Source organism: Pseudomonas psychrophila HA-4 (assembly GCF_000282975.1).
In the GTDB taxonomy this organism is placed as follows: Bacteria; Pseudomonadota; Gammaproteobacteria; order Pseudomonadales; family Pseudomonadaceae; genus Aquipseudomonas; species Aquipseudomonas psychrophila_A.
Genome location: NZ_ALJC01000128.1, coordinates 131008 through 150596, shown reverse-complemented (window position 1 = coordinate 150596; position 19589 = coordinate 131008). Strand labels below are relative to the sequence as shown.

Below are 19589 nucleotides of genomic sequence, written 5' to 3'. Positions count from 1 at the left end.
CGTGGAATGGCAAGCTGCTTGGCAGTCCGTGATCCACCATCCGTTGTTTGGTATCGGTATTACCTTGGGTGCCTACCAGTTGGTGCTCGCGGCGTATGAAAAAACCCGGTTGATCTTTTTACAGCCGGTGCTGGCCAGCATGTTGCTGGTGATCGGGGTGCTTGTCAGTTGCGGCCTGACCTATGCCGAATACCGCAAGAGCACTGAAATCCTAAGTATTTTGCTGGGCCCGGCGACCGTGGCGTTGGCGGTACCGCTGTACCTCAACCTGCGACGAATTCGTCAGCTGTTCTGGCCCATTTTTACTACGCTGGTGATTGGCGGGGTGTTGGCCACCGGGTTGGTGGTGCTGCTGGCGTGGTGGTTTGGTGCCGAGCACATGATGCTGATGACCTTGGCGCCCAAGTCGGTGACCTCGCCGATTGCGATGCTGGTGGCCGAACAAATTGGCGGTGTAGCAGCGCTGGCCGCGGTATTTGTGCTGATTACCGGGGTGATTGGGGCGATTTTTGGCCCGGGCCTGTTGAACCTGCTAGGCGTGCACAGCCCAGAAGCACGTGGCATGGCGCTGGGCATGACCGCTCACGCAGTGGGCACCTCGGTGGCTTTGCATGAGGGCGAGGAGTGCGGCGCTTTTGCAGCGTTGGCGATGAGTTTAATGGGCGTGGGCACGGCGGTGTTTTTACCGCTGGCCGTGACGCTCGTGGTGTAAGGAGGGTGTTATGACGTTGCCGCTGTTCCCGTTGAGTACTGTGCTTTTTCCGGGCTGTGTGCTGGATTTGCAGATTTTCGAAGCACGCTACCTCGACATGATCGCCCGCTGCATGAAGCAAGGCACCGGCTTTGGTGTGGTGTGCATTCTTGAGGGCAGTGAAGTTGGTGAAGCTGCGCAAGACATTGCCGTGGTTGGCTGTGAGGCGTTGGTTCGTGATTTCCAGAAGCAGGAAAACGGCTTGCTGGGGATTCGAGTCGAAGGTGGACGTCGGTTTGAGGTGCTGAGCACCGAGTTACAGCGCGACCAGTTGCTGATAGCCGAAGTTGAATGGCTGGATGAGATCCCGGAGCAGCCGCTCCAGGATGAGGACCAAGACCTTTTGGCGTTGCTCAAGGCCTTGGCAGAACACCCGATGGTTGCTGCGCTGAACATGAGCACCGAGGTGGCAGGTCAGCAATCACTGGCTAACCAATTGGCCTATCTGCTGCCCTTTGCTGAAGAAGACAAGATCGACTTGCTGCAGGTTGATGACCCGCAGCAACGTCTGGACGGGATCCAGGCCCTGCTCGATGAAATGCAGGGCGACATGCTCAACTAATATTCACGCCCCCTGTACGAGCGGGCTTTTGATCTTCTAATAGGCGTAGCGCAGCATCTCTTTGGATAAATGGCCAAGCATGAAAAAGCCATACAGCGCCGCACACGAAGGCAAAATCATCCACCACACTTTCACCGGAACCGGTGTCAGCACTAGGTAGCGCTGGGTCAGCGCTAGGGCAAAAGCGTTGACGGTGATGGCGAGCAGAGCGCCGGCCATGATGTCAGTCGGCCAATGAGCCCCCAGGTACACCCGCGACATGGCGACGGTCATCGCCAGCAGGCAACCCATCAGCACGCAGGTAATGCGCATGCGTTTCGGTTTTTCGCGGCCAGCCAGAATCGCCAATGCCAAAAAGAAGGCAAACGCCCCTGAACTGTGGCCGCTGGGCATGCTGTAGCTGGTTAGCGGGTCCACCAGTACTTCAGGGCGCATGCGTGCAAAGAAGTGTTTGGTGGCGGTATTGGCCACGGCGGTAAACAGCGTGACCCCGCCGAAGAAGATCAGCGCCCGCCACTGTTTGTTGAAAAACAGCAACGCACACACCAGCGCTGCGGCCAACAGTTGAGTACGGAAGTTGCCGATTTGCGTCACTAGCACAGCGGCCAAGTCCATGGCGCTGCTGCGGTGCTCTTGCACCAAGGCGTTGATACCTTGGTCGAATGCGCTCATGTGTGTGTAGCCGAAAAACGCCGCGATCAGCAGGGCCAGGCTCAGTGCACCGATCAGTACGGTCGCTTTAGGCTGCCGGCGGATATTGGCGTGGATACACAGCCCCAACAGCGCCGCGATACTTACGGCAACAATGGCGGCTTGTGACCAGAAACCTTCTGGTAGCGGCAAACGAATGGCTGCGCCGGTCGCCCAGCCAGGCAATAGGTAGGCGACCGACCAACCCGCACCAGCCAGCAGGCTGACGATGATGAAGCGCGGGATAGGCATGTCGCACATCCCAGCGACCATTGGCAGCATCGGGCGCAGCGGGCCAATGAATCGGCCGACCAGCAGGCTGACGATGCCGTAGCGATGAAAGTAACTCTCGGCCCCGGCTATCCATTCTGGGTGGTTACGCAACAAGGGCAGGCGCCGAATATTTTGATGGAAACGTCTGCCTAGAGCGTAAGACAGCACGTCACCCAGCAAACCGCCGAGGAAACCCAGCAGTAGTGTTTCGCCTAAGGAAAGGGCACCGCTACCGGCCATGACTGCGATTGCAAACAGTAATACCGTGCCAGGAACAATGATCCCGGCAATGGCCAGGCACTCTGTGCACGCCACAATAAATACCGCCAGGCCCAGCCATTGCGGGTTGGCAGTCAGCCAACTGGTCACGCTATCGAGCCATGGGCCCATACTTCAACTTCCTTATTCAGAACTTTTAGAGATTGTTGTCTTCATCGCACCCTTGTAGGAGCGAGCTTTTGATCTTAAAGATCGCGAGGCAATCGAGCGTCGACCGGCTGCTCCTACAAGGGTTAGGTGTTGTTCAAACTGATGTAATCCTGCCCCTCAACCTGCCCGCGTCGCAGCGGGTTGCGGGTGCAGTACGCTGCGTAATCAGCGTCGACAAAGCGGTACATCAACTGTTCGTCGCGACCGTGCGGGATCCCCAGGCGGGTGGTCTGCACGATTCGTGACGGTCGTTCTCTGACGTCATCGACCCTTAATCGTTCGGGGTCGAAACATTTGGCATCCCATTCCGGGACTTTCAGGCCGAGGGATTTGCACAGCAATGTCTGCCCCGCACATAGCCTGTGCTCGTCGCGGGGCAGGCCTTTAGCATCGGGATTGTTGAGTTGCATCTGCGCTAGGCTCGCGGGGCCGGACAGTTTGTCCAGCCACGGGTGGGCTGATTTAATCAGGACCGCATTGCCAGGCCCGTGGGCGCTGAAGTTCAGCGAGTCACCACCGCGCGCGTAGTACATGTAGATATGCCCGCCATCCAGAAACAAAGCCTTACGTTTTTCTGTGTACCCGAGTGAGGCGTGACTGCCTTTTTCGGCGCAGTAATACGCTTCGGTTTCGATAATGCGGGCGCTGAGCCAAAGTCCGTTGACCTTATGGCGTATGACCTTTCCCAACAGTTCGCGCGCGAGCAGTTGGGCGTCGCGGTTGAAAAAGGCGTCTGGCAGCATAGTTGGCATCGTCAGAGCGGTCATTGGAGGGCTCAAAAGCAAGAAAGCATAGCAAGTCATGCTTAATTGGGGCTGAACGAGGGCTATTTGCAGCCCATTTTGACCATCCGCCTGTCACCGCTGTGCGTGAGGCGGCTTGATCGCTATAATCGGCCGCTTTCCCCTCTGCCAAGACCATTGAGACCATGACTGAGTCCGTTCTTGACTACATGACCCGCTTGGGTCGCGCTGCGCGTGAAGCCTCCCGAGTGATCGGCCGTGCCAGCACTGCGCAGAAAAACCGTGCCTTGCAAGGCGCTGCGTCCGCATTGGATGCGGCCCGTGCCGAGTTGACTGCCGCCAACGAACTGGACCTGGCCGCTGGCCGGGCCAACGGCCTAGAGCCCGCGATGCTGGAGCGTCTGGCACTGACCCCGGCACGTATCGACAGCATGATTGTCGGTTTGCGCCAGGTGGCCAGTCTGCCGGACCCCATCGGGGCAATTCGTGACATGAGCTACCGTCCATCGGGTATTCAGGTCGGCAAGATGCGTGTTCCGTTGGGCGTGGTCGGGATTATCTATGAGTCGCGCCCGAACGTGACCATCGACGCTGCCAGCCTGTGCTTGAAGTCGGGTAATGCGACCATTTTGCGGGGTGGCTCTGAAGCCATTCACTCCAACCGTGCCATTGCGACCTGCATCCAGCGAGGTCTGGCCGAGGCCGGGCTGCCGCCGGCTGTGGTGCAAGTGGTTGAGGTGACTGACCGTGCTGCCGTTGGCGCGCTGATCACCATGCCCGAGTACGTTGATGTGATCGTGCCGCGCGGTGGTAAAGGCCTAATCGAGCGTGTGAGCCGCGATGCCAAGGTCCCGGTCATCAAGCATTTGGACGGTATTTGCCATGTGTACGTCAGTGCCCATGCTGATCTGGCCAAGGCTCAGCGTATCGCCTTCAATGCCAAAACCTACCGCTATGGCATTTGCGGTGCGATGGAAACCTTGCTGGTTGATCAGTCTGTTGCGGCGCAGTTTTTACCGGCCATGGCCGAACAATTTCGTGCCAAGGGCGTCGAATTGCGCGGGTGTGAACGCACTCAGGCGCTGATCGACGTGGCACCCGCGACCGAAGAAGACTGGAACACTGAATACTTGGCCGCGATTTTGTCGATTCGTATCGTTGATGGACTGGATCAGGCGATTGAGCACATCAATCACTATGGCTCCCATCACACGGACTCGATCGTGACCGAGCATCAGGGCGAAGGCCGCCGTTTTATGGCCGAAGTCGATTCCAGTTCAGTGATGCTGAACACCCCAACCTGCTTCGCTGATGGATTTGAATACGGATTGGGTGCGGAGATTGGCATTTCTACTGATAAGCTGCACGCCCGCGGCCCGGTCGGTCTCGAAGGGTTGACCTGCGAGAAGTACATCGTGGTCGGTGATGGCCAGTTGCGCGGTCAGGAGCCGAGCTGACTTGGTCGACCTTAGCCCGTTAGTGGTGGTGCCGGTCATTGATGTGTTACCCCGGCGCATTGGTGTGCTGGGGGGCACTTTCGACCCGGTGCATATCGGGCATTTGCGGGGCGCGCTTGAAGTGGCGGAAATGATGGCACTCGATGAGTTGCGTCTTACCCCCAACGCCAGGCCGCCACACCGCGACACGCCTCAGGTGTCAGCGCTCGACCGTTTGGCGATGGTTGAGTGTGCTGTTGCCGGAGTAGCTACGCTGGTGGTGGACCCTCGGGAACTGCAACGGAACAAGCCGTCCTACACCATTGATACCCTGGAACTGATGCGGGCCGAGTTGGCCGCTGATGACCAGTTGTTTTTATTGCTGGGCTGGGACGCTTTTTGCGGCCTGCCCATGTGGCACCGCTGGGAAGAGTTACTCCAGCATTGCCATATCCTGGTGCTACAGCGCCCGGATGCCGACAGCGAACCGCCGGATGCCTTGCGCAACCTGCTGGCAGCGCGCTCGGTAAGCGACCCGCTAGCCCTGAAGGGGCCCGGCGGACAGATTGCATTCGTCTGGCAGACGCCGCTCGCGGTATCCGCCACCCAGATCCGTCAACTGCTGGCCAGCGGTAAGTCGGTACGTTATCTGGTGCCCGACGCGGTCCTGGCCTACATCGATGCGCACGGGCTTTACCGTGCGTCGAACTGAAAAGGCGTGTTTCAAGGCACGATTCAACGTGTATTGAAGTACCCGAACATACGAGCAAAACGAGTTTTATATGACTGACAAAGATGTAAGCAAAGTAAAGCGCAAAGGCACATTCAAAAGCGCCCCGCTGCCAGTTGCCGCTCACACGGGCGTAGTACTGGCTGGTGAAGAACTGGCGAAAGTAGCTGTTGCCGCTCTGGAAGACGTAAAAGCCCAAGACATCCTGGTTATCGACGTTCGTGACAAGCACAGCATCACTGATTTCATGATCATCGCGACCGGTACCTCCAACCGCCAAATCGGCGCGATGCTGGACAAGGTCCGCGAAGCTGTTAAAGCACAGGGCGTAAAGCCGCTGGGCGAAGAAGGCAAGGGCGACAGCGACTGGGTACTGCTGGATATGGACGACGTGATCGTACACATGATGACCGCCAGCGCACGTCAGTTCTACGACCTCGAACGTCTGTGGCAAGGTGCTGAACAGAGCCGTGCCCTGAGCGCTGCTCACCACAGCCCGGAAAACACCCACGAGCATTTCATCAAGCTCAACAAAGACCAGGAATAAGGGTTAGCTGTGCGCCTGCGTTTGATCGCTGTCGGTTCGCGGATGCCCAAGTGGGTGGAGGAAGGTTGGCATGAATATGCCAAGCGTCTGCCATCCGAGTTGGCCCTTGAACTGGTAGAAATACCGCTCAATACCCGTGGCAAAAATGCTGACGTGGCCCGATTCATCCGTCAGGAAGGCGAGGCCATGCTGGCCAAAGTCGGCCCGGGGGAGCGAATTGTCACCCTCGAAGTGCACGGCAAGCCCTGGAGTACCGAGCAACTGGCGGTTGAGCTGGACCGCTGGCGCCTCGACTCGCGTACGGTGAACTTTATGGTGGGCGGCCCAGAAGGGTTGGCGCCAGAAGTCTGCGCCCGCGCCGATCAGCGCTGGTCGCTGTCGCCGTTGACGTTGCCGCACCCGTTGGTAAGGATTCTGATCGGTGAGCAGTTGTATCGCGCCTGGACGGTATTGTCCGGGCACCCTTATCACAAATAGCTCAGCGCCCCAGAATGACCCAGCCGATTCGCCTCAAAGACCACGAAAAGGACGCACGCCTTGTGCGCAGACGCGTCGTGGTCGGCGCATTCGTGGTGGTGGCTCTCATATGCGTACTGATTGCTCGTTTGTACTACTTGCAAGTGGTGCAGTACGACTATCACTCCACGCTGTCTGAAAACAACCGGGTGCATGTGCAGCCGATTCCCCCGACTCGCGGTCTGATTTTTGACCGTAATGGTGTGGTGATCGCAGACAACCGACCCAGCTTCAGCCTGACCATGACCCGTGAGCGCTCGGGCGACTGGGCGCAAGTGCTCGACGCCATCGTCGAGGTGCTGCAACTCACGCCTGAAGACCGCGCCTTGTTTGAAAAGCGCATGAAGCAGGGGCGTCGGCCGTTTGAGCCGGTGCCGATTCTGTTCGAGCTCAATGAAGAGCAAATCGCCCGGATTGCCGTCAACCAGTTCCGTTTGCCCGGGGTTGAGGTGGTTGCACAGTTGGTACGCCACTACCCGCAAGGTGCGCATTTTGCGCACTCGGTGGGGTACATGGGGCGCATCAACGAGAAAGAGATTAAAACCCTCGATCCGGTCAACTACAGCGGCACCCATCACATCGGCAAAACCGGTATCGAACGCTTCTATGAAGCCGAGCTGCATGGTCAGGTGGGTTACGAGGAAGTTGAGACCAACGCGCGTGGCCGTGTGTTACGGGTGCTTAAGCGAACAGACCCGATTCCGGGTAAAGACATCGTTCTAAGCCTGGATATCAAGTTACAAGAGGCGGCTGAAGAGGCGCTGGCCGGTCGACGTGGCGCCGTGGTCGCATTGAACCCCATGACGGGTGAAGTGCTGGCCATGGTCAGCCAGCCGAGCTTTGACCCTAACCTGTTTGTAACCGGCATCAGCTTCAAGGCCTACGCTGAGCTGCGGGACTCGATTGACCGTCCGCTGTTCAACCGGATCTTGCGTGGCCTGTACCCGCCGGGTTCGACCATCAAGCCTGCGGTTGCGATTGCGGGCTTGGACAGCGGTGTCGTGACCGGCACTTCTCGGGTCTATGACCCCGGCTATTACCAGTTGCCCAATTACGATCACAAATACCGTAACTGGAACCGCACGGGTGATGGCTATGTCGATTTGGACACCGCGATCATGCGCTCCAACGACACCTACTTCTATGACCTGGCGCACAAGCTGGGCATCGACCGTTTGTCGACGTATATGAATCAGTTCGGCATTGGTCAAAAAGTCTCGCTCGACATGTTTGAAGAATCGGCCGGTCTTATGCCGTCCCGTGAGTGGAAGCGTGCGACCCGGCGTCAGGCGTGGTTCCCGGGCGAAACGCTGATTCTGGGGATTGGTCAGGGCTACATGCAGTCCACCCCTTTGCAACTGGCCCAAGCGACCGCGCTGATTGCCAGCAAAGGCAAGTGGAACCGCCCGCACCTGGCTAAAACCATTGAAGGTGTACCGCCAGTAGACCCCAATCCAATGCCCGATATTGTGCTGCGCGACCCGTCCAACTGGGCCAAGGTCACCCACGGCATGCAGCAAGTGGTACATGGCGCGCGCGGTACAGCGCGGGTTGCTGGCGTTGGGGCGCAGTATCTGATTGCCGGTAAGAGCGGTACGGCACAGGTGGTGGCAATTAAGCAGGGCGAAAAATACGACCGCTCCAAGGTCCAGGAACGTCACCGTGACCACGCCTTGTTCGTCGGCTTTGCACCGGCTAACAACCCGCAAATTGCGGTCTCGGTCATGATTGAGAACGGCGAAGCCGGCAGCCGTGTGGCCTCACCCGTGGTGCGCTCGGTCATGGATGCCTGGCTGTTGGATGCAGACGGCAAGCTCAAACCTGAGTACGCCAGTGCTTCAAAGGCGGAGGTTACGGCCAATGATGAGTAATTTTGACCGCATCCTCTCCAGTGAGGATGTGATGCGTCGCCGTGCCACGCTGCTTCAGCGTTTGCACATCGACGGCCCTTTGCTGATTTTGTTGCTGACACTCGCAGCGGGCAGTTTGTTTGTGTTGTATTCGGCCAGCGGCAAAAGCTGGGACCTGTTGAGCAAACAGGCGACCTCGTTTGGTATCGGTCTGGTCTCGATGTTCATCATTGCCCAACTGGAGCCACGTTTTATGGCGCGTTGGGTGCCGATCGGTTATCTGGCCGGGGTCATGTTGCTGGTGGTGGTGGACGTCATGGGCCACAACGCCATGGGCGCTACGCGCTGGATCAACATTCCGGGGGTCATTCGCTTCCAGCCTTCTGAATTCATGAAAATCCTGATGCCCGCGACCATCGCCTGGTATCTCTCCAAACGCACCTTGCCGCCGCAGCTCAAGCACGTGGCGGTCAGCTTGTTGCTGATTGGAATTCCCTTTGGCTTGATCGTGCGTCAGCCCGACCTCGGGACTGCGCTGCTGGTACTGGCTGGCGGTGCATTTGTGCTTTTTATGGGCGGTTTGCGCTGGCGCTGGATTATCAGCGTGCTGGCGGCCGCCATACCGGTGGCGATTGCCATGTGGTTTTTCATCATGCACGACTACCAGAAGCAGCGAATCCTGACCTTCCTTGACCCCGAGAGCGATCCGCTGGGTACCGGCTGGAACATCATTCAGTCCAAGGCGGCCATTGGTTCAGGCGGCGTATTTGGTAAAGGCTGGCTGCTGGGCACCCAGTCGCACCTGGACTTTCTGCCCGAGAGCCATACCGACTTCATCATCGCGGTGATGGGGGAGGAGTTCGGCTTGGTGGGCATTTGCGCGTTGCTGTTGATCTACCTGCTGTTGATTGGTCGCGGTCTGGTGATTACCGCACAGGCACAGACGCTGTTCGGCAAGTTGCTGGCTGGCAGTTTGACCATGACTTTTTTTGTTTACGTTTTCGTCAACATCGGTATGGTCAGTGGCCTGTTGCCGGTGGTGGGTGTGCCATTGCCGTTTATTAGTTACGGCGGAACTTCGCTCGTGACGCTGCTGTCAGCGTTTGGAGTTTTGATGTCGATCCACACGCATCGAAAGTGGATCGCACAAGTTTGATTAAGGTGAACAATTCAATGCAAGCAATGCGTGGCTGGGCCGCTCGATACGCGTCATGGGTAGGCCTGCTGGGTCTGTTCGGTGCCGCGCATAACGCGGTGGCCGGCGACTATGAAGGTTCGCCCCAAGTGGCTGAATTCGTTGCGCAGATGACCCGTGACTACGGGTTCGCCGGTGAACAGCTGATGGGTGTTTTTCGTGAGGCTGAGCGCAAGCAGGCCATTCTCGACGCTATTTCTCGCCCGGCCGAGCGCGTCAAACAGTGGAAAGAATACCGCCCGATGTTTCTGACCGACGCGCGGGTCGCGCGCGGTGTCGACTTCTGGCGTGAGCACGAAGCCGTATTGGCCCGTGCCGAGCAGGAGTATGGCGTCCCGGCGCAGGTGATTGTGTCGATCATCGGCGTCGAAACCTTCTACGGTCGCAACACCGGCAATTACCGGGTCATTGATGCGCTGTCGACCCTGGGCTTTGATTACCCGCCACGCGCCGAGTTTTTCCGTAAGGAATTGCGCGAATTCCTGTTGCTGGCCCGCGAAGAACAAGTCGACCCGTTGAGCCTTAAAGGCTCTTACGCCGGGGCGATGGGGTTGCCGCAGTTTATGCCGAGCAGCTTTCGCGCCTATGCGGTGGACTTTGACAACGATGGCCACATTAATATCTGGAGCAACCCGGACGATGCCATTGGCAGCGTTGCCAGTTACTTCAAGCGCCATGGTTGGGTCGCGGGCGAGCCGGTGGTGGCGCGTGCCGATGTGCAGGGCGATCGGGTCGATGAAGGTTTGACCCAAGGCATTGAACCGGTCAAGACGGTCGGGGAGTTGCGAGCGCTAGGCTGGTCGAGTCATGATGCGCTGCGCGACGACATGCCCGTAACGGCGTTCCGTCTGGAAGGCGAAAATGGTCCTGAATACTGGATGGGCCTGAAGAATTTTTATGCGATCACACGCTATAACCGTAGCGTGATGTACGCCATGGCAGTGCATCAACTGTCCGACCTGCTGGTTCAAGCTCGGGGCAACAAGTAATGGCGTTTCCTGCTATCCGCACACCGTTGAAACTCGCTGCCTGCGCCGCGATGGCGCTGCTGGTGGTGAGCTGTTCGAACAGTCGTTCGAGCAGCCCGCAAACCTCGACTGCCATCAGCTCTAAGCCGGGGCTCGACATCAACCGTGCTCACAAAGACGGCGCGCCGTGGTGGGATGTGGATGTCTCGCGCATCCCGGATGCCACGCCGACCCTGCATACCGGACCCTACAAGGCCAACCCTTACACGGTGTTGGGCAAAACCTACTTTCCGATGCAAGAGTCCAAAACTTATGTGGCCTCGGGCACTGCGTCTTGGTACGGCACCAAGTTCCACGGCCAGAACACCGCCAATGGCGAGGTGTATGACCTGTACGGTATGAGCGCCGCGCATAAAACACTGCCCTTGCCCAGCTACGTCAAAGTGACCAACCTAGACAACGGCAAGACTGTGCTTTTGCGGGTTAATGACCGTGGCCCGTTCTATTCGGACCGCATCATCGACTTGTCGTACGCAGCGGCCAAAAAACTCGGCTATGCCGAAACCGGCACCGCGCGGGTCAAGGTTGAAGGGATTGACCCGCAAGCCTGGTGGGCCCAGCGTGGTCGCCCGGCGCCGTTGATGCTCAACGAGCCTAAAGTCGCTCAGGCGGCACCTGGTTTGACGGTTTCGACCGGCAAGGTGGAGCAGTGGACACCGCCGCCCCAGCAACACGCTTCGGATGTGATCCCGCCCATGGTTGCGCAAAAGGGCCAGGGTACTTACTTGCAAGTCGGCGCATTTGCAAATCCGGACGCTGCCGAGTTGCTTCGATCCAAACTCAGTGGCATGGTCAGCGCACCCGTCTTTATTAGCTCGGTAGTACGCAATCAGCAAACCTTGCACCGCGTTCGCCTAGGGCCGATTGCGTCGGCCGGTGAAGTGCAGCAAATGCAAAACAGCGTGCGATTGGCCAATTTGGGCCAACCGAGCGTTGTGACGGATCAGTAACACTGATTAAAGCGTTGGGCCTTGAACCCTGGAGGCCCACACGCAGTTGCAAGGATCAACAATAAAAGCCTACCCAGAGGCTGGCTTGCAACTGAATACGCGACAGCCCGTTAAACGGCTGCCACAAAAGTTTTGCCCGCAAGGGTAAGTTTTGATTAACAAATTCGAGAGACGGATGAACATCACCACCTTTGCCAAACGCCTGTGCCTGCTTGTCCCGCTGATCATCACCCCGGCTGCCTGGGCAGTCGAGATGATGCCGTCGCCGCCACAACTGGCCGCCAAAGCCTACGTTCTGATGGATGCCAATAGCGGTAACGTGCTGGTTGAAAACAATGGCGACCAGCGTCTGCCGCCAGCCAGCCTGACCAAGCTGATGACCGCTTACATCGCGACCCTCGAAATCCGTCGCGGCCAGATTGGCGAGAACGACCCGGTGACTGTCAGCGAGAACGCTTGGCGCACAGGTGGTTCGCGCATGTTCATCAAGGTCGGCACCCAAGTTTCGGTCAGCGACCTGCTGCACGGGATCATCATTCAGTCGGGTAACGACGCCAGCGTAGCGCTCTCTGAGCACATCGCCGGCAGCGAAGACGCATTCGCGGACATGATGAACAAAACCGCTGGCGACCTGGGCATGACCAACAGCCACTTCATGAACCCGACCGGGCTGCCGAACCCAGAGCACTACTCGTCGGCTCACGACATGTCGTTGTTGGCTCGTGCAATCATCCACGAAGACCCGACTCACTACGCGATCTACTCGCAGAAAGAGTTCTTCTGGAACGGTATCAAACAGCCTAACCGCAACTTGTTGCTGTGGCGTGACAAGACCGTCGATGGTCTGAAAACCGGTCACACCGACGAAGCCGGCTACTGCATGGTGTCTTCGGCTGTACGTGATGGCATGCGCCTAATCGCCGTGGTCTTCGGTACTAACAGCGAAGCGGCCCGTGCGGCTGAAACTCAGAAGCTGTTGACCTACGGCTTCCGCTTCTTCGAAACCCAAACCTTCTACCAGAAAGGCACTGAGCTGGCTCAGGCTCCGGTCTGGAAAGGCACCACTCATCAGGTTAAAGCCGGTTTGGCCGATGACCTGACCATGACGTTGCCTAAAGGCCAATTGAAAAAGCTGGCCGCCAGCATGACCATGAACCCACAACTGATGGCGCCTATCGCCAAAGGTGATGTGATCGGTAAGGTTGAGGTCAAGCTGGACGACAAGGTTGTGCACAGCGCCGACCTGATCGCCCTTGAGCCGGTTGAGGAAGGTGGTATTTTCCGCCGCGTGTGGGATAGCATCCGTCTATTCTTCTATGGGATGTTCAACTGATAGCACTTCCCTGCATGACCCCGTGCTTACCGTGCACGGGGTCATTCTGTAGTCCTGGGCTTACGAGGCCGATACGCCATGACCGACACCGAAGTAAAGGCGCCAAAGATCGAATTTCCTCAAACTGATTATCCGGTTAAGGTGATCAGCGACACGGGTGTGGGCAACAAAGACAAGATCATTGAGATCGTGCTCAAGCACGCGAAGATCAATGATCAGCGCATTGATGAGCGCCAAAGCACCAACGGCAAATACACCACGATCCAGTTGCACATTGTTGCGACCGATCAAGACCAGCTGTACAACATCAACAGCGAATTGCGGGCCACCGGCTTCGTACACATGGTGCTGTGATGTCGCAGGTCTTGGGTGTCCGCGAGCTGGGTCAGCTCGACTACGAGCGTACGTGGCTGGCGATGCAGCGTTTCACTGATGAGCGCAAGCATAAGCCGGACACGCAAGACGAAGTTTGGCTGGTGCAGCATCCGCCCGTGTTTACCCAAGGCCAGGCAGGCAAGGCCGAACATCTGTTATTGCCGGGTGATATTCCGGTGGTTAAGTCGGACCGCGGCGGGCAAGTGACCTATCACGGGCCCGGCCAGTTGGTCGCTTACCTGTTGCTTGACGTGCGCCGTCTGGGTTTTGGCGTACGAGAACTGGTGAGCCGCATGGAGCATTGCTTGATCGACCTGCTGGACACTTACGGTGTGACCGCAGCGGCCAAAGCTGATGCCCCGGGCGTTTACGTTGACGGCGCGAAAATCGCCTCATTGGGTCTGCGTATTCGCAATGGCTGCTCTTTTCACGGTCTGGCCCTGAATGTGGACATGGACCTGGAACCGTTTCGACGGATTAACCCCTGTGGTTATGCGGGGCTGGCGATGACCCAGTTGTGTGACCGTGCAGGGCCGATTGAATTTGCCGAGGTGAGTGCCCGGCTGCGCGCGCAGCTCGTCAAACACCTCGACTATGCTGAGCAGACGACCCTAACGGGCGGAATCGATTGATATGACTACTGCGCAAGACGCTGTTCAAACCCTGATCCCGACGCTGGATATCTCCGAACGTGTGGCCCGTGCGCAAGAGGCCCGTTCCAAGGTTGAGACCGGCGTTAAATTGCGCGGTGCCGAAAAGGTTGCGCGTATCCCGGTAAAGATCATCCCGACCACCGAGTTGCCAAAGAAGCCGGACTGGATCCGCGTTCGCATCCCGGTGTCGCCGGAAGTCGACCGCATCAAGGCCTTGCTGCGTAAGCACAAGTTGCACAGCGTGTGCGAAGAAGCGTCCTGCCCGAACTTGGGCGAGTGCTTCTCGGGTGGCACGGCGACGTTCATGATCATGGGCGACATCTGCACCCGTCGCTGCCCGTTCTGCGACGTGGGCCACGGCCGTCCGAAGCCACTGGACGTCAACGAGCCGGAAAGCCTGGCAATTGCCATTGCTGACCTGCGTTTGAAGTACGTGGTGATCACCTCGGTTGACCGTGACGATTTGCGTGACGGTGGCGCTCAGCACTTTGCCGATTGCATCCGTGAAATCCGCCGACTGTCGCCGAACGTGCTGCTCGAAACCCTGGTTCCGGATTACCGTGGCCGCATGGATATCGCCCTGGAAATTACCGCAGCCGAGCCGCCAGACGTGTTCAACCACAACCTAGAAACCGTGCCACGCCTGTACAAGGCTGCGCGCCCGGGTTCTGACTACCAGTGGTCGCTGACTTTGCTGCAACGCTTCAAGCAAATGATGCCGCACATCCCGACTAAATCCGGCCTGATGCTGGGCTTGGGCGAGACCGATGACGAAGTCATCGAAGTGATGAAACGCATGCGCGAGCACGACATCGACATGCTGACCTTGGGCCAGTACCTGCAACCGTCGCGCAGCCACTTGCCGGTGCAACGTTTTGTTCACCCGGATACCTTTGCTTGGTTCGCCGAAGAAGGTTACAAAATGGGCTTCAAAAACGTAGCGTCGGGGCCACTGGTGCGTTCTTCGTACCACGCTGACGAACAAGCCAAGCTGGTTAAAAACATGCTGGTGGGTGCCTGAAACGATGAATAGCCGGCTCACCGCGCCCGTGTCTTTCAAGACTCACAGCGCGGTGCCCGCGCTGCCTGCTGGCGGGGTGATCGGCCTGATCGCCCCGGCCGGTCCTGCCGAACTTGATCTGAAACACGCAACTCAATGGATGCATGCCCGTGGCTATCAGCTCAGGGTGTTTGCAGGTGTCTGGGAAAAAGACGGTTACCTGGCCGGTTCAGATGCCGTTCGCTTGCGTGACTTTCATGATGCGTTCGCGGACGACAGCATTGATGCGATTTTTTGTTTGCGCGGGGGTTATGGTTGCTCACGCTTTCTTGAAAGCATCGATTTTGAGTTATTGCGACGCCATCCTAAGCCGTTTGTGGGCTATAGCGACATTACTGCGCTGCATTTGGCGATCACCCGCTATGCAGGCTTTGTGACCTTTCACGGAGGCATGCTTAACGCGGACTTGTTGGCTAATAAACAGCAGCCAACCGAATCTTCTTTATTTCGCATGCTGAGTGGTCAGCAACCGGTGTTGCTTGAGCACCCTGCGGCTTATCCATTGACCACGCTCGCGCCTGGTAGCGCCAGTGGCCGTTTGTTGGGCGGCAATCTGTCGATGATCTGCGCTGCCATGGGCACCGCGTTTGAGTTGGATGAGCAAGGGATCATCCTGTTCATCGAAGACGTCAACGAACCTCTGTATCGGGTCGACCGTTTGCTGACTCACCTGCGACTGGCAGGCAAGCTCGGTCAACTGCGCGGGGTGCTCGTGGGGGATTTTGCAGGGGTTGATGTGCAGGCGCTGGAGCGGTTGCTCAAGCAAGAGCTAGGGCCGTTGAACATCCCAGTGCTGGCTGGCTGGCGCAGTGGGCATTGCGACCCGAACATCACCTTGCCGATGGGCGCACAGGTGCGTCTGGATGCCGACAAGCAGCAGGTAGTGCTTGAGCAGGCGGTGGTGACTGTTCGAACCTGACCCTGCAGGAGCGAGCTTGTTCGCGATCTTTTGATCTTTTAAAAGATCGCGAGGCAATCGAGCGTCGACCGGCTGCTCCTACAGGGTAATCGGTTATTGGCTACGTAAACGCTCAAGCAATTTATGCGAAGGATAGCCATCCGCTGGCCAGCCAAACGCCTGTTGCGCACTGCGGATCGCTTTGCGGGTGTTTGCGCCAATAATCCCGTCAGGATTACCCGCATCGTAATTGCGCTGCGTGAGCAGGGTTTGCAACTCGATTCGCTCGGATCGGCTCAATGGCAGGTCATCTTTTGGCCAATCACCCAAAATGGTTCCGCCACCGTTGAAACGCTGTGACAGCAAACCAACGGCCAGTGCGTACGACGATGAGTTGTTGTAACGCAAAATGGCGCGGAAATTGTCCAGCACCAAAAACGCCGGGCCACGGTAGCCGGCAGGCAGTAACAAGGTTGCGCTCAATTCTTGCGTGCCAGTCGGGGCTTGGGCTCCGGCGGGCAGTGTAACGCCCAACTTCTGCCACTCACTGACGCTTTTTCGTACCGATCCATCGGCCAATGCGTAGTCAAACCCGGTAGGCAATTGAACCTCAAACCCCCACGGCTGACCTTGCTTCCAGCCTGAGCTTTGTAGGTAGTGCGCAGTCGACGCCAGGGCGTCAGCCGAGCTGTTCCAGATGTCGCGGCGGCCGTCACCATCGAAATCCACGGCGTGGGTTTCATAGGTCGTCGGGATGAACTGAGTCTGGCCCATGGCACCGGCCCAGGAGCCGAGCATTTTTTCAGCGGTGATATCGCCTTCTTGGATGATCTTCAGCGCAGCGATCAGTTGGCTTTGAGCGAACTCAGGGCGGCGGCCTTCGTAGGCGAGGGTTGCCAGTGAGCGGATCACCGACTTGTTGCCCTGGAAAGAGCCGAAGTTGCTTTCCATGCCCCAGACCGACACCAGAGCCTGGCGATCGACGCCGTAGCGTTGCTCGATGCGGGTCAGCAACTCGGCGTTTTGCTCCAGCAAGCGTTGGCCGTTACGAACGCGTAAAGGCGACAGAGCGCCGTCGAGGTACTCCCAGACCGGGCGGCTGAACTCAGGTTGGCTGCGGTCCGCCTTGATCACGCTCATATCGGGCGTAACGCCAGCAAAGGCGTTGTCGAAGACTTGCGGTGAGACGCCAGCGTTCAGGGCTTGAACACGGAAATTGGCCTGCCACTCGCTGAAGCTCTGAGCGGGCTGAATGGTTGGCATATCGGTGCTGACAGCGCTGGTGGTGATCACGGGCGCAGCGGGCGTGACGGGCAGAGGTTGAGCATCGGCTGCGGTCGGTTTTTCTGCGCAGGCGACTAACAAAATGACGCTGGAAGCAGCAATCAGTTGGCGCATTGGCCAACGACGTGAATAACTTAAGGGCATGCGCAGGTCCAGGTAATGCAAATCAGATGCAAACCTTATCATCCCCGCTGTCAGGCAGCCAGAAAGTAAAAAGCCTCCCGGTCTCTCGACTGGAAGGCTTCGCGGCGGTAGCTGCCTTTGCCTTTGGCGGGGCGTTCTTGGCGGCTGCGGAACAAGGGTTGGGATACGATGGATTTGGCCTTGTTGGGGCGCTTGCTCATGGCATGTGCTCTCACTGGATTTAAACAAGCACAAATCATCGGCCAGTTTTTTGCAGATGTCCAGTGTCGACCCGTTCCCCCCGTAGCCGCTGCCGAGGGCTGCGATAAGGACCGAAAGCCGGGTCGCTGCGCACCTCATAGCAGCCTTCGCCAACGGCTACAGAGTTTGCGTCTACTCCGATGGCAAATTCAGACGTTGCCCACACATCAGTAGCGTTAATCGACTAAGGCTGCTCCACGCAGAACCCGCCGCCTGCCCTTTGATTTGGGCATCGATGCGCTGTGCATCCATCAGCAATCGAGCCCAGCGTTGCGCCGAATAACGTTGCAAGGCTTTGCTCATCAGCGGTTTGCGTTTGTCCCATATCGGTGGGCGGGCCTGGCTAAACGCCTTGTCCAGCGGGACTCCCTGGCTGTATTGCAAGGCAATGTTGGCGAGTACCCGCAACTCTCGGGCCAGCGCCCACAAAATCACCGGCGGCTCAACGCCCTCACCACGCAGACCTTCAAGCATGCGTAAGGCGTGCGCCGCTTCGCCGTTGAGTACCGCATCAACCAGTCCGAAAACGTCGAAGCGCGCACTGTCAGCCACCGCAGCCTGCACGGTCTCGACAGTAATCTGGCCGTCTTCGGCCATCAGTTTGAGCTTTTCGACTTCTTGGGCGGCTGCCAGCAGATTACCTTCTACCCGCGCTGCAATCAGTTCGACAGCGTCCTGACTGGCAGACAGCCCCGCCTGGGACAAGCGCTGGCGAATCCATTGCGGCAACTGGCTGGCGTCTACCGGCCAGATTTGTACGAATTGGGTCTGCGGGCCTTCAACCAGTGCTTTGCCCCACTTGGTTTTTTGCGCACTGCCATCGAGCTTGGGCAAACTGATCAGCAGCAAGGTGTCTTCGGCAGGGCGTGAACAGTATTCGAGCAGCGCCGCAGCCCCTTTGTCACCCGGCTTGCCGGAGGGCAGCCGCAGCTCCAGCAGGCGCTTTTCAGCGAACAGAGACATGCTGGCACCCGCTTGCAGCAGCGAGCCCCAGTCAAAACTGGCGTCGGCGCTGAATACTTGGCGCTCATCAAAGCCTTGTTTGCGGGCGGCACTGCGGATGGAGTCGGCGGCTTCCTGGCACAGCAGCGGGTCATCGCCGCTGATGATGTAGATGGGCGAGAGGCTGCCTTGCAGGTGTTTGGCGAGTTGAGCGGGGGCGAGTTTCATAGGGGCTTGATAGATAACGGGGCGCCTGAGCGCCCCGTATGCCTTACTGGTTTGGCAGTTCGAGTGGCGACTGCTGCGGTGTTTCGGCTTCAGCCTTGCGTGCAGCTTCGAGCGCTTGTGCTTCTGCACGTGCCTTCTCGTCCGCCACTGTTTGCAACTCGGCCAGGCGCGCCGGTGTCAGTTGCGACAGACGCAACAGCATTTGTTGAACCAGGTCACGGGTCATTTCTTTACGGGTCATCGACGCTTCCTGAGTGGAACCGCTCAGGTTGTTGCCGTCCTGCAGGTAGACCTTGTGCGCTTCCAGCTTGCTGTCGAGCAAAGGCAAGTTGTTTTCGCCGATGATCTCGTATTTCCAGATTTTGGTTAGCTCGTACTCGACCGACGAGTTGGTGCCGACATAGCTGGCAGCGCGCGAGCTTTCTTGCTCGTTGGTCAATACCAGCTTGTAGGGCGCGTTGTCAGTGACTTTGACGCCGCTGCTTTCAAGCGCTTGGCGCAATTCGCGAACCGAATCGCCATATGCGTTACGGGCGCTGAGACCCAGCTCGGTCATGGTCAGCTGATTGGTGCCGGTGCCGCGCAGTTGGAAACCGCAGGCACTCAACAGAACAGCGAGACCCATCACCAGCAAGTTGCGTTTGATCATGTGTTGCTCCCCTTGAAACCAGGAAGGCCGACGTGGCGGCCCGAAAGGTTTTGTTGGGCGCCCGCACGCAGTACGGGCGCCTG

Annotated in this window: 21 protein-coding genes; 15 read left to right on the top strand and 6 right to left on the bottom strand. The window is 58.1% G+C overall.

The window, feature by feature from the left end:
* Position 1 precedes the first annotated feature (1 nt).
* A complete protein-coding gene (locus tag B347_RS0122730; protein ID WP_192812411.1) occupies positions 2-712 on the top strand; it encodes an LrgB family protein in 711 nt (236 codons plus the stop codon).
* A gap of 10 nt (positions 713-722) precedes the next feature.
* The gene (locus B347_RS0122725; protein WP_019411997.1) at positions 723-1313 is read left to right on the top strand and encodes an LON peptidase substrate-binding domain-containing protein; all 591 of its coding nucleotides are present in this window, start codon (positions 723-725) and stop codon (positions 1311-1313) included.
* A 36-nt stretch (positions 1314-1349) separates the two neighbouring features.
* Here the strand turns inward: B347_RS0122725 and B347_RS0122720 are convergent, their stop codons facing one another.
* Together B347_RS0122720 and B347_RS0122715 are read right to left on the bottom strand one after the other, a co-directional pair.
* The gene (locus B347_RS0122720; RefSeq protein WP_019411996.1) at positions 1350-2666 is read right to left on the bottom strand and encodes a bifunctional DedA family/phosphatase PAP2 family protein; all 1317 of its coding nucleotides are present in this window, start codon (positions 2664-2666) and stop codon (positions 1350-1352) included.
* A gap of 122 nt (positions 2667-2788) precedes the next feature.
* Positions 2789-3472, bottom strand: coding sequence for a DNA-3-methyladenine glycosylase (locus B347_RS0122715; protein WP_019411995.1), 684 nt, complete (start codon positions 3470-3472; stop codon positions 2789-2791).
* Positions 3473-3633: 161 nt separating this feature from the next.
* Here B347_RS0122715 and B347_RS0122710 point away from each other — a divergent pair, with 161 nt between their 5' ends.
* The 13 genes from B347_RS0122710 (at position 3634) to B347_RS0122650 (ending at position 16040) form a co-directional block, all read left to right on the top strand.
* Positions 3634-4905, top strand: coding sequence for a glutamate-5-semialdehyde dehydrogenase (locus tag B347_RS0122710; protein WP_019411994.1), 1272 nt, complete (start codon positions 3634-3636; stop codon positions 4903-4905).
* Positions 4874-5596 (top strand): nicotinate-nucleotide adenylyltransferase, encoded by a 723-nt coding sequence (gene nadD, locus B347_RS0122705; protein WP_081498339.1) that lies wholly within the window; start codon positions 4874-4876, stop codon positions 5594-5596. The genes B347_RS0122710 and nadD overlap by 32 nt, the downstream gene beginning before the upstream one ends.
* Before the next feature lie 70 nt (positions 5597-5666).
* On the top strand, positions 5667-6161 hold the full coding sequence (gene rsfS, locus B347_RS0122700; RefSeq protein ID WP_019411992.1) for a ribosome silencing factor: 495 nt from the start codon (positions 5667-5669) through the stop codon (positions 6159-6161).
* Positions 6162-6170: 9 nt separating this feature from the next.
* Positions 6171-6638 (top strand): 23S rRNA (pseudouridine(1915)-N(3))-methyltransferase RlmH, encoded by a 468-nt coding sequence (gene rlmH / locus B347_RS0122695; RefSeq protein ID WP_003444191.1) that lies wholly within the window; start codon positions 6171-6173, stop codon positions 6636-6638.
* Between the two features lie 14 nt (positions 6639-6652).
* On the top strand, positions 6653-8548 hold the full coding sequence (mrdA, locus tag B347_RS0122690; protein WP_019411991.1) for a penicillin-binding protein 2: 1896 nt from the start codon (positions 6653-6655) through the stop codon (positions 8546-8548).
* A 31-nt stretch (positions 8549-8579) separates the two neighbouring features.
* Complete coding sequence (rodA, locus tag B347_RS0122685) at positions 8580-9683, top strand: rod shape-determining protein RodA (protein ID WP_192812409.1); 1104 nt, start codon at positions 8580-8582, stop codon at positions 9681-9683.
* A 17-nt stretch (positions 9684-9700) separates the two neighbouring features.
* Positions 9701-10711 carry a lytic murein transglycosylase B gene (mltB, locus tag B347_RS0122680; RefSeq protein WP_019411989.1) on the top strand — a complete coding sequence of 337 codons (1011 nt, stop codon included), beginning with the start codon at positions 9701-9703 and terminating at the stop codon, positions 10709-10711.
* Positions 10711-11700: a septal ring lytic transglycosylase RlpA family protein gene (locus tag B347_RS0122675; protein ID WP_019411988.1), complete on the top strand. Its 990-nt coding sequence runs from the start codon at positions 10711-10713 to the stop codon at positions 11698-11700. The genes mltB and B347_RS0122675 overlap by 1 nt, the downstream gene beginning before the upstream one ends.
* Before the next feature lie 175 nt (positions 11701-11875).
* Complete coding sequence (locus B347_RS0122670) at positions 11876-13033, top strand: D-alanyl-D-alanine carboxypeptidase family protein (RefSeq protein ID WP_019411987.1); 1158 nt, start codon at positions 11876-11878, stop codon at positions 13031-13033.
* Between the two features lie 78 nt (positions 13034-13111).
* Positions 13112-13387, top strand: a complete 276-nt coding sequence (locus B347_RS0122665; RefSeq protein ID WP_019411986.1) for a DUF493 domain-containing protein — start codon at positions 13112-13114, stop codon at positions 13385-13387.
* The gene (gene lipB / locus B347_RS0122660; protein ID WP_019411985.1) at positions 13387-14040 is read left to right on the top strand and encodes a lipoyl(octanoyl) transferase LipB; all 654 of its coding nucleotides are present in this window, start codon (positions 13387-13389) and stop codon (positions 14038-14040) included. Before B347_RS0122665 ends, lipB begins: the two co-directional genes overlap by 1 nt.
* A 1-nt stretch (position 14041) precedes the next feature.
* A complete protein-coding gene (lipA, locus tag B347_RS0122655) occupies positions 14042-15082 on the top strand; it encodes a lipoyl synthase (RefSeq protein WP_019411984.1) in 1041 nt (346 codons plus the stop codon).
* Between the two features lie 4 nt (positions 15083-15086).
* Complete coding sequence (locus B347_RS0122650; RefSeq protein WP_019411983.1) at positions 15087-16040, top strand: S66 peptidase family protein; 954 nt, start codon at positions 15087-15089, stop codon at positions 16038-16040.
* A gap of 93 nt (positions 16041-16133) precedes the next feature.
* Here B347_RS0122650 and B347_RS0122645 read toward each other — a convergent pair whose 3' ends face one another.
* From B347_RS0122645 to lptE, 4 genes are all read right to left on the bottom strand, one after another.
* Complete coding sequence (locus tag B347_RS0122645; protein ID WP_019411982.1) at positions 16134-17447, bottom strand: lytic murein transglycosylase; 1314 nt, start codon at positions 17445-17447, stop codon at positions 16134-16136.
* Between the two features lie 50 nt (positions 17448-17497).
* A complete protein-coding gene (arfA, locus tag B347_RS0122640; RefSeq protein WP_019411981.1) occupies positions 17498-17647 on the bottom strand; it encodes an alternative ribosome rescue factor ArfA in 150 nt (49 codons plus the stop codon).
* Positions 17648-17819: 172 nt separating this feature from the next.
* Positions 17820-18857: a DNA polymerase III subunit delta gene (holA, locus tag B347_RS0122635; RefSeq protein ID WP_019411980.1), complete on the bottom strand. Its 1038-nt coding sequence runs from the start codon at positions 18855-18857 to the stop codon at positions 17820-17822.
* 43 nt (positions 18858-18900) lie between these two features.
* Positions 18901-19506, bottom strand: coding sequence for an LPS assembly lipoprotein LptE (gene lptE / locus B347_RS0122630; protein ID WP_019411979.1), 606 nt, complete (start codon positions 19504-19506; stop codon positions 18901-18903).
* Positions 19507-19589 lie beyond the last annotated feature (83 nt).

Bases quoted from the DNA above. Each gene is read 5' to 3' on its own strand.
- B347_RS0122725 (WP_019411997.1), top strand. From the start codon at position 723: ATGACGTTGCCGCTGTTCCCGTTGAGTACTGTGCTTTTTCCGGGCTGT.
- B347_RS0122720 (WP_019411996.1), bottom strand. From the start codon at position 2,666: ATGGGCCCATGGCTCGATAGCGTGACCAGTTGGCTGACTGCCAACCCG.
- B347_RS0122715 (WP_019411995.1), bottom strand. From the start codon at position 3,472: ATGACCGCTCTGACGATGCCAACTATGCTGCCAGACGCCTTTTTCAAC.
- B347_RS0122710 (WP_019411994.1), top strand. From the start codon at position 3,634: ATGACTGAGTCCGTTCTTGACTACATGACCCGCTTGGGTCGCGCTGCG.
- nadD (WP_081498339.1), top strand. From the start codon at position 4,874: ATGGCCAGTTGCGCGGTCAGGAGCCGAGCTGACTTGGTCGACCTTAGC.
- rsfS (WP_019411992.1), top strand. From the start codon at position 5,667: ATGACTGACAAAGATGTAAGCAAAGTAAAGCGCAAAGGCACATTCAAA.
- mrdA (WP_019411991.1), top strand. From the start codon at position 6,653: ATGACCCAGCCGATTCGCCTCAAAGACCACGAAAAGGACGCACGCCTT.
- rodA (WP_192812409.1), top strand. From the start codon at position 8,580: ATGCGTCGCCGTGCCACGCTGCTTCAGCGTTTGCACATCGACGGCCCT.
- mltB (WP_019411989.1), top strand. From the start codon at position 9,701: ATGCAAGCAATGCGTGGCTGGGCCGCTCGATACGCGTCATGGGTAGGC.
- B347_RS0122675 (WP_019411988.1), top strand. From the start codon at position 10,711: ATGGCGTTTCCTGCTATCCGCACACCGTTGAAACTCGCTGCCTGCGCC.
- B347_RS0122670 (WP_019411987.1), top strand. From the start codon at position 11,876: ATGAACATCACCACCTTTGCCAAACGCCTGTGCCTGCTTGTCCCGCTG.
- B347_RS0122665 (WP_019411986.1), top strand. From the start codon at position 13,112: ATGACCGACACCGAAGTAAAGGCGCCAAAGATCGAATTTCCTCAAACT.
- lipB (WP_019411985.1), top strand. From the start codon at position 13,387: ATGTCGCAGGTCTTGGGTGTCCGCGAGCTGGGTCAGCTCGACTACGAG.
- lipA (WP_019411984.1), top strand. From the start codon at position 14,042: ATGACTACTGCGCAAGACGCTGTTCAAACCCTGATCCCGACGCTGGAT.
- B347_RS0122650 (WP_019411983.1), top strand. From the start codon at position 15,087: ATGAATAGCCGGCTCACCGCGCCCGTGTCTTTCAAGACTCACAGCGCG.
- B347_RS0122645 (WP_019411982.1), bottom strand. From the start codon at position 17,447: ATGCCCTTAAGTTATTCACGTCGTTGGCCAATGCGCCAACTGATTGCT.
- arfA (WP_019411981.1), bottom strand. From the start codon at position 17,647: ATGAGCAAGCGCCCCAACAAGGCCAAATCCATCGTATCCCAACCCTTG.
- holA (WP_019411980.1), bottom strand. From the start codon at position 18,857: ATGAAACTCGCCCCCGCTCAACTCGCCAAACACCTGCAAGGCAGCCTC.
- lptE (WP_019411979.1), bottom strand. From the start codon at position 19,506: ATGATCAAACGCAACTTGCTGGTGATGGGTCTCGCTGTTCTGTTGAGT.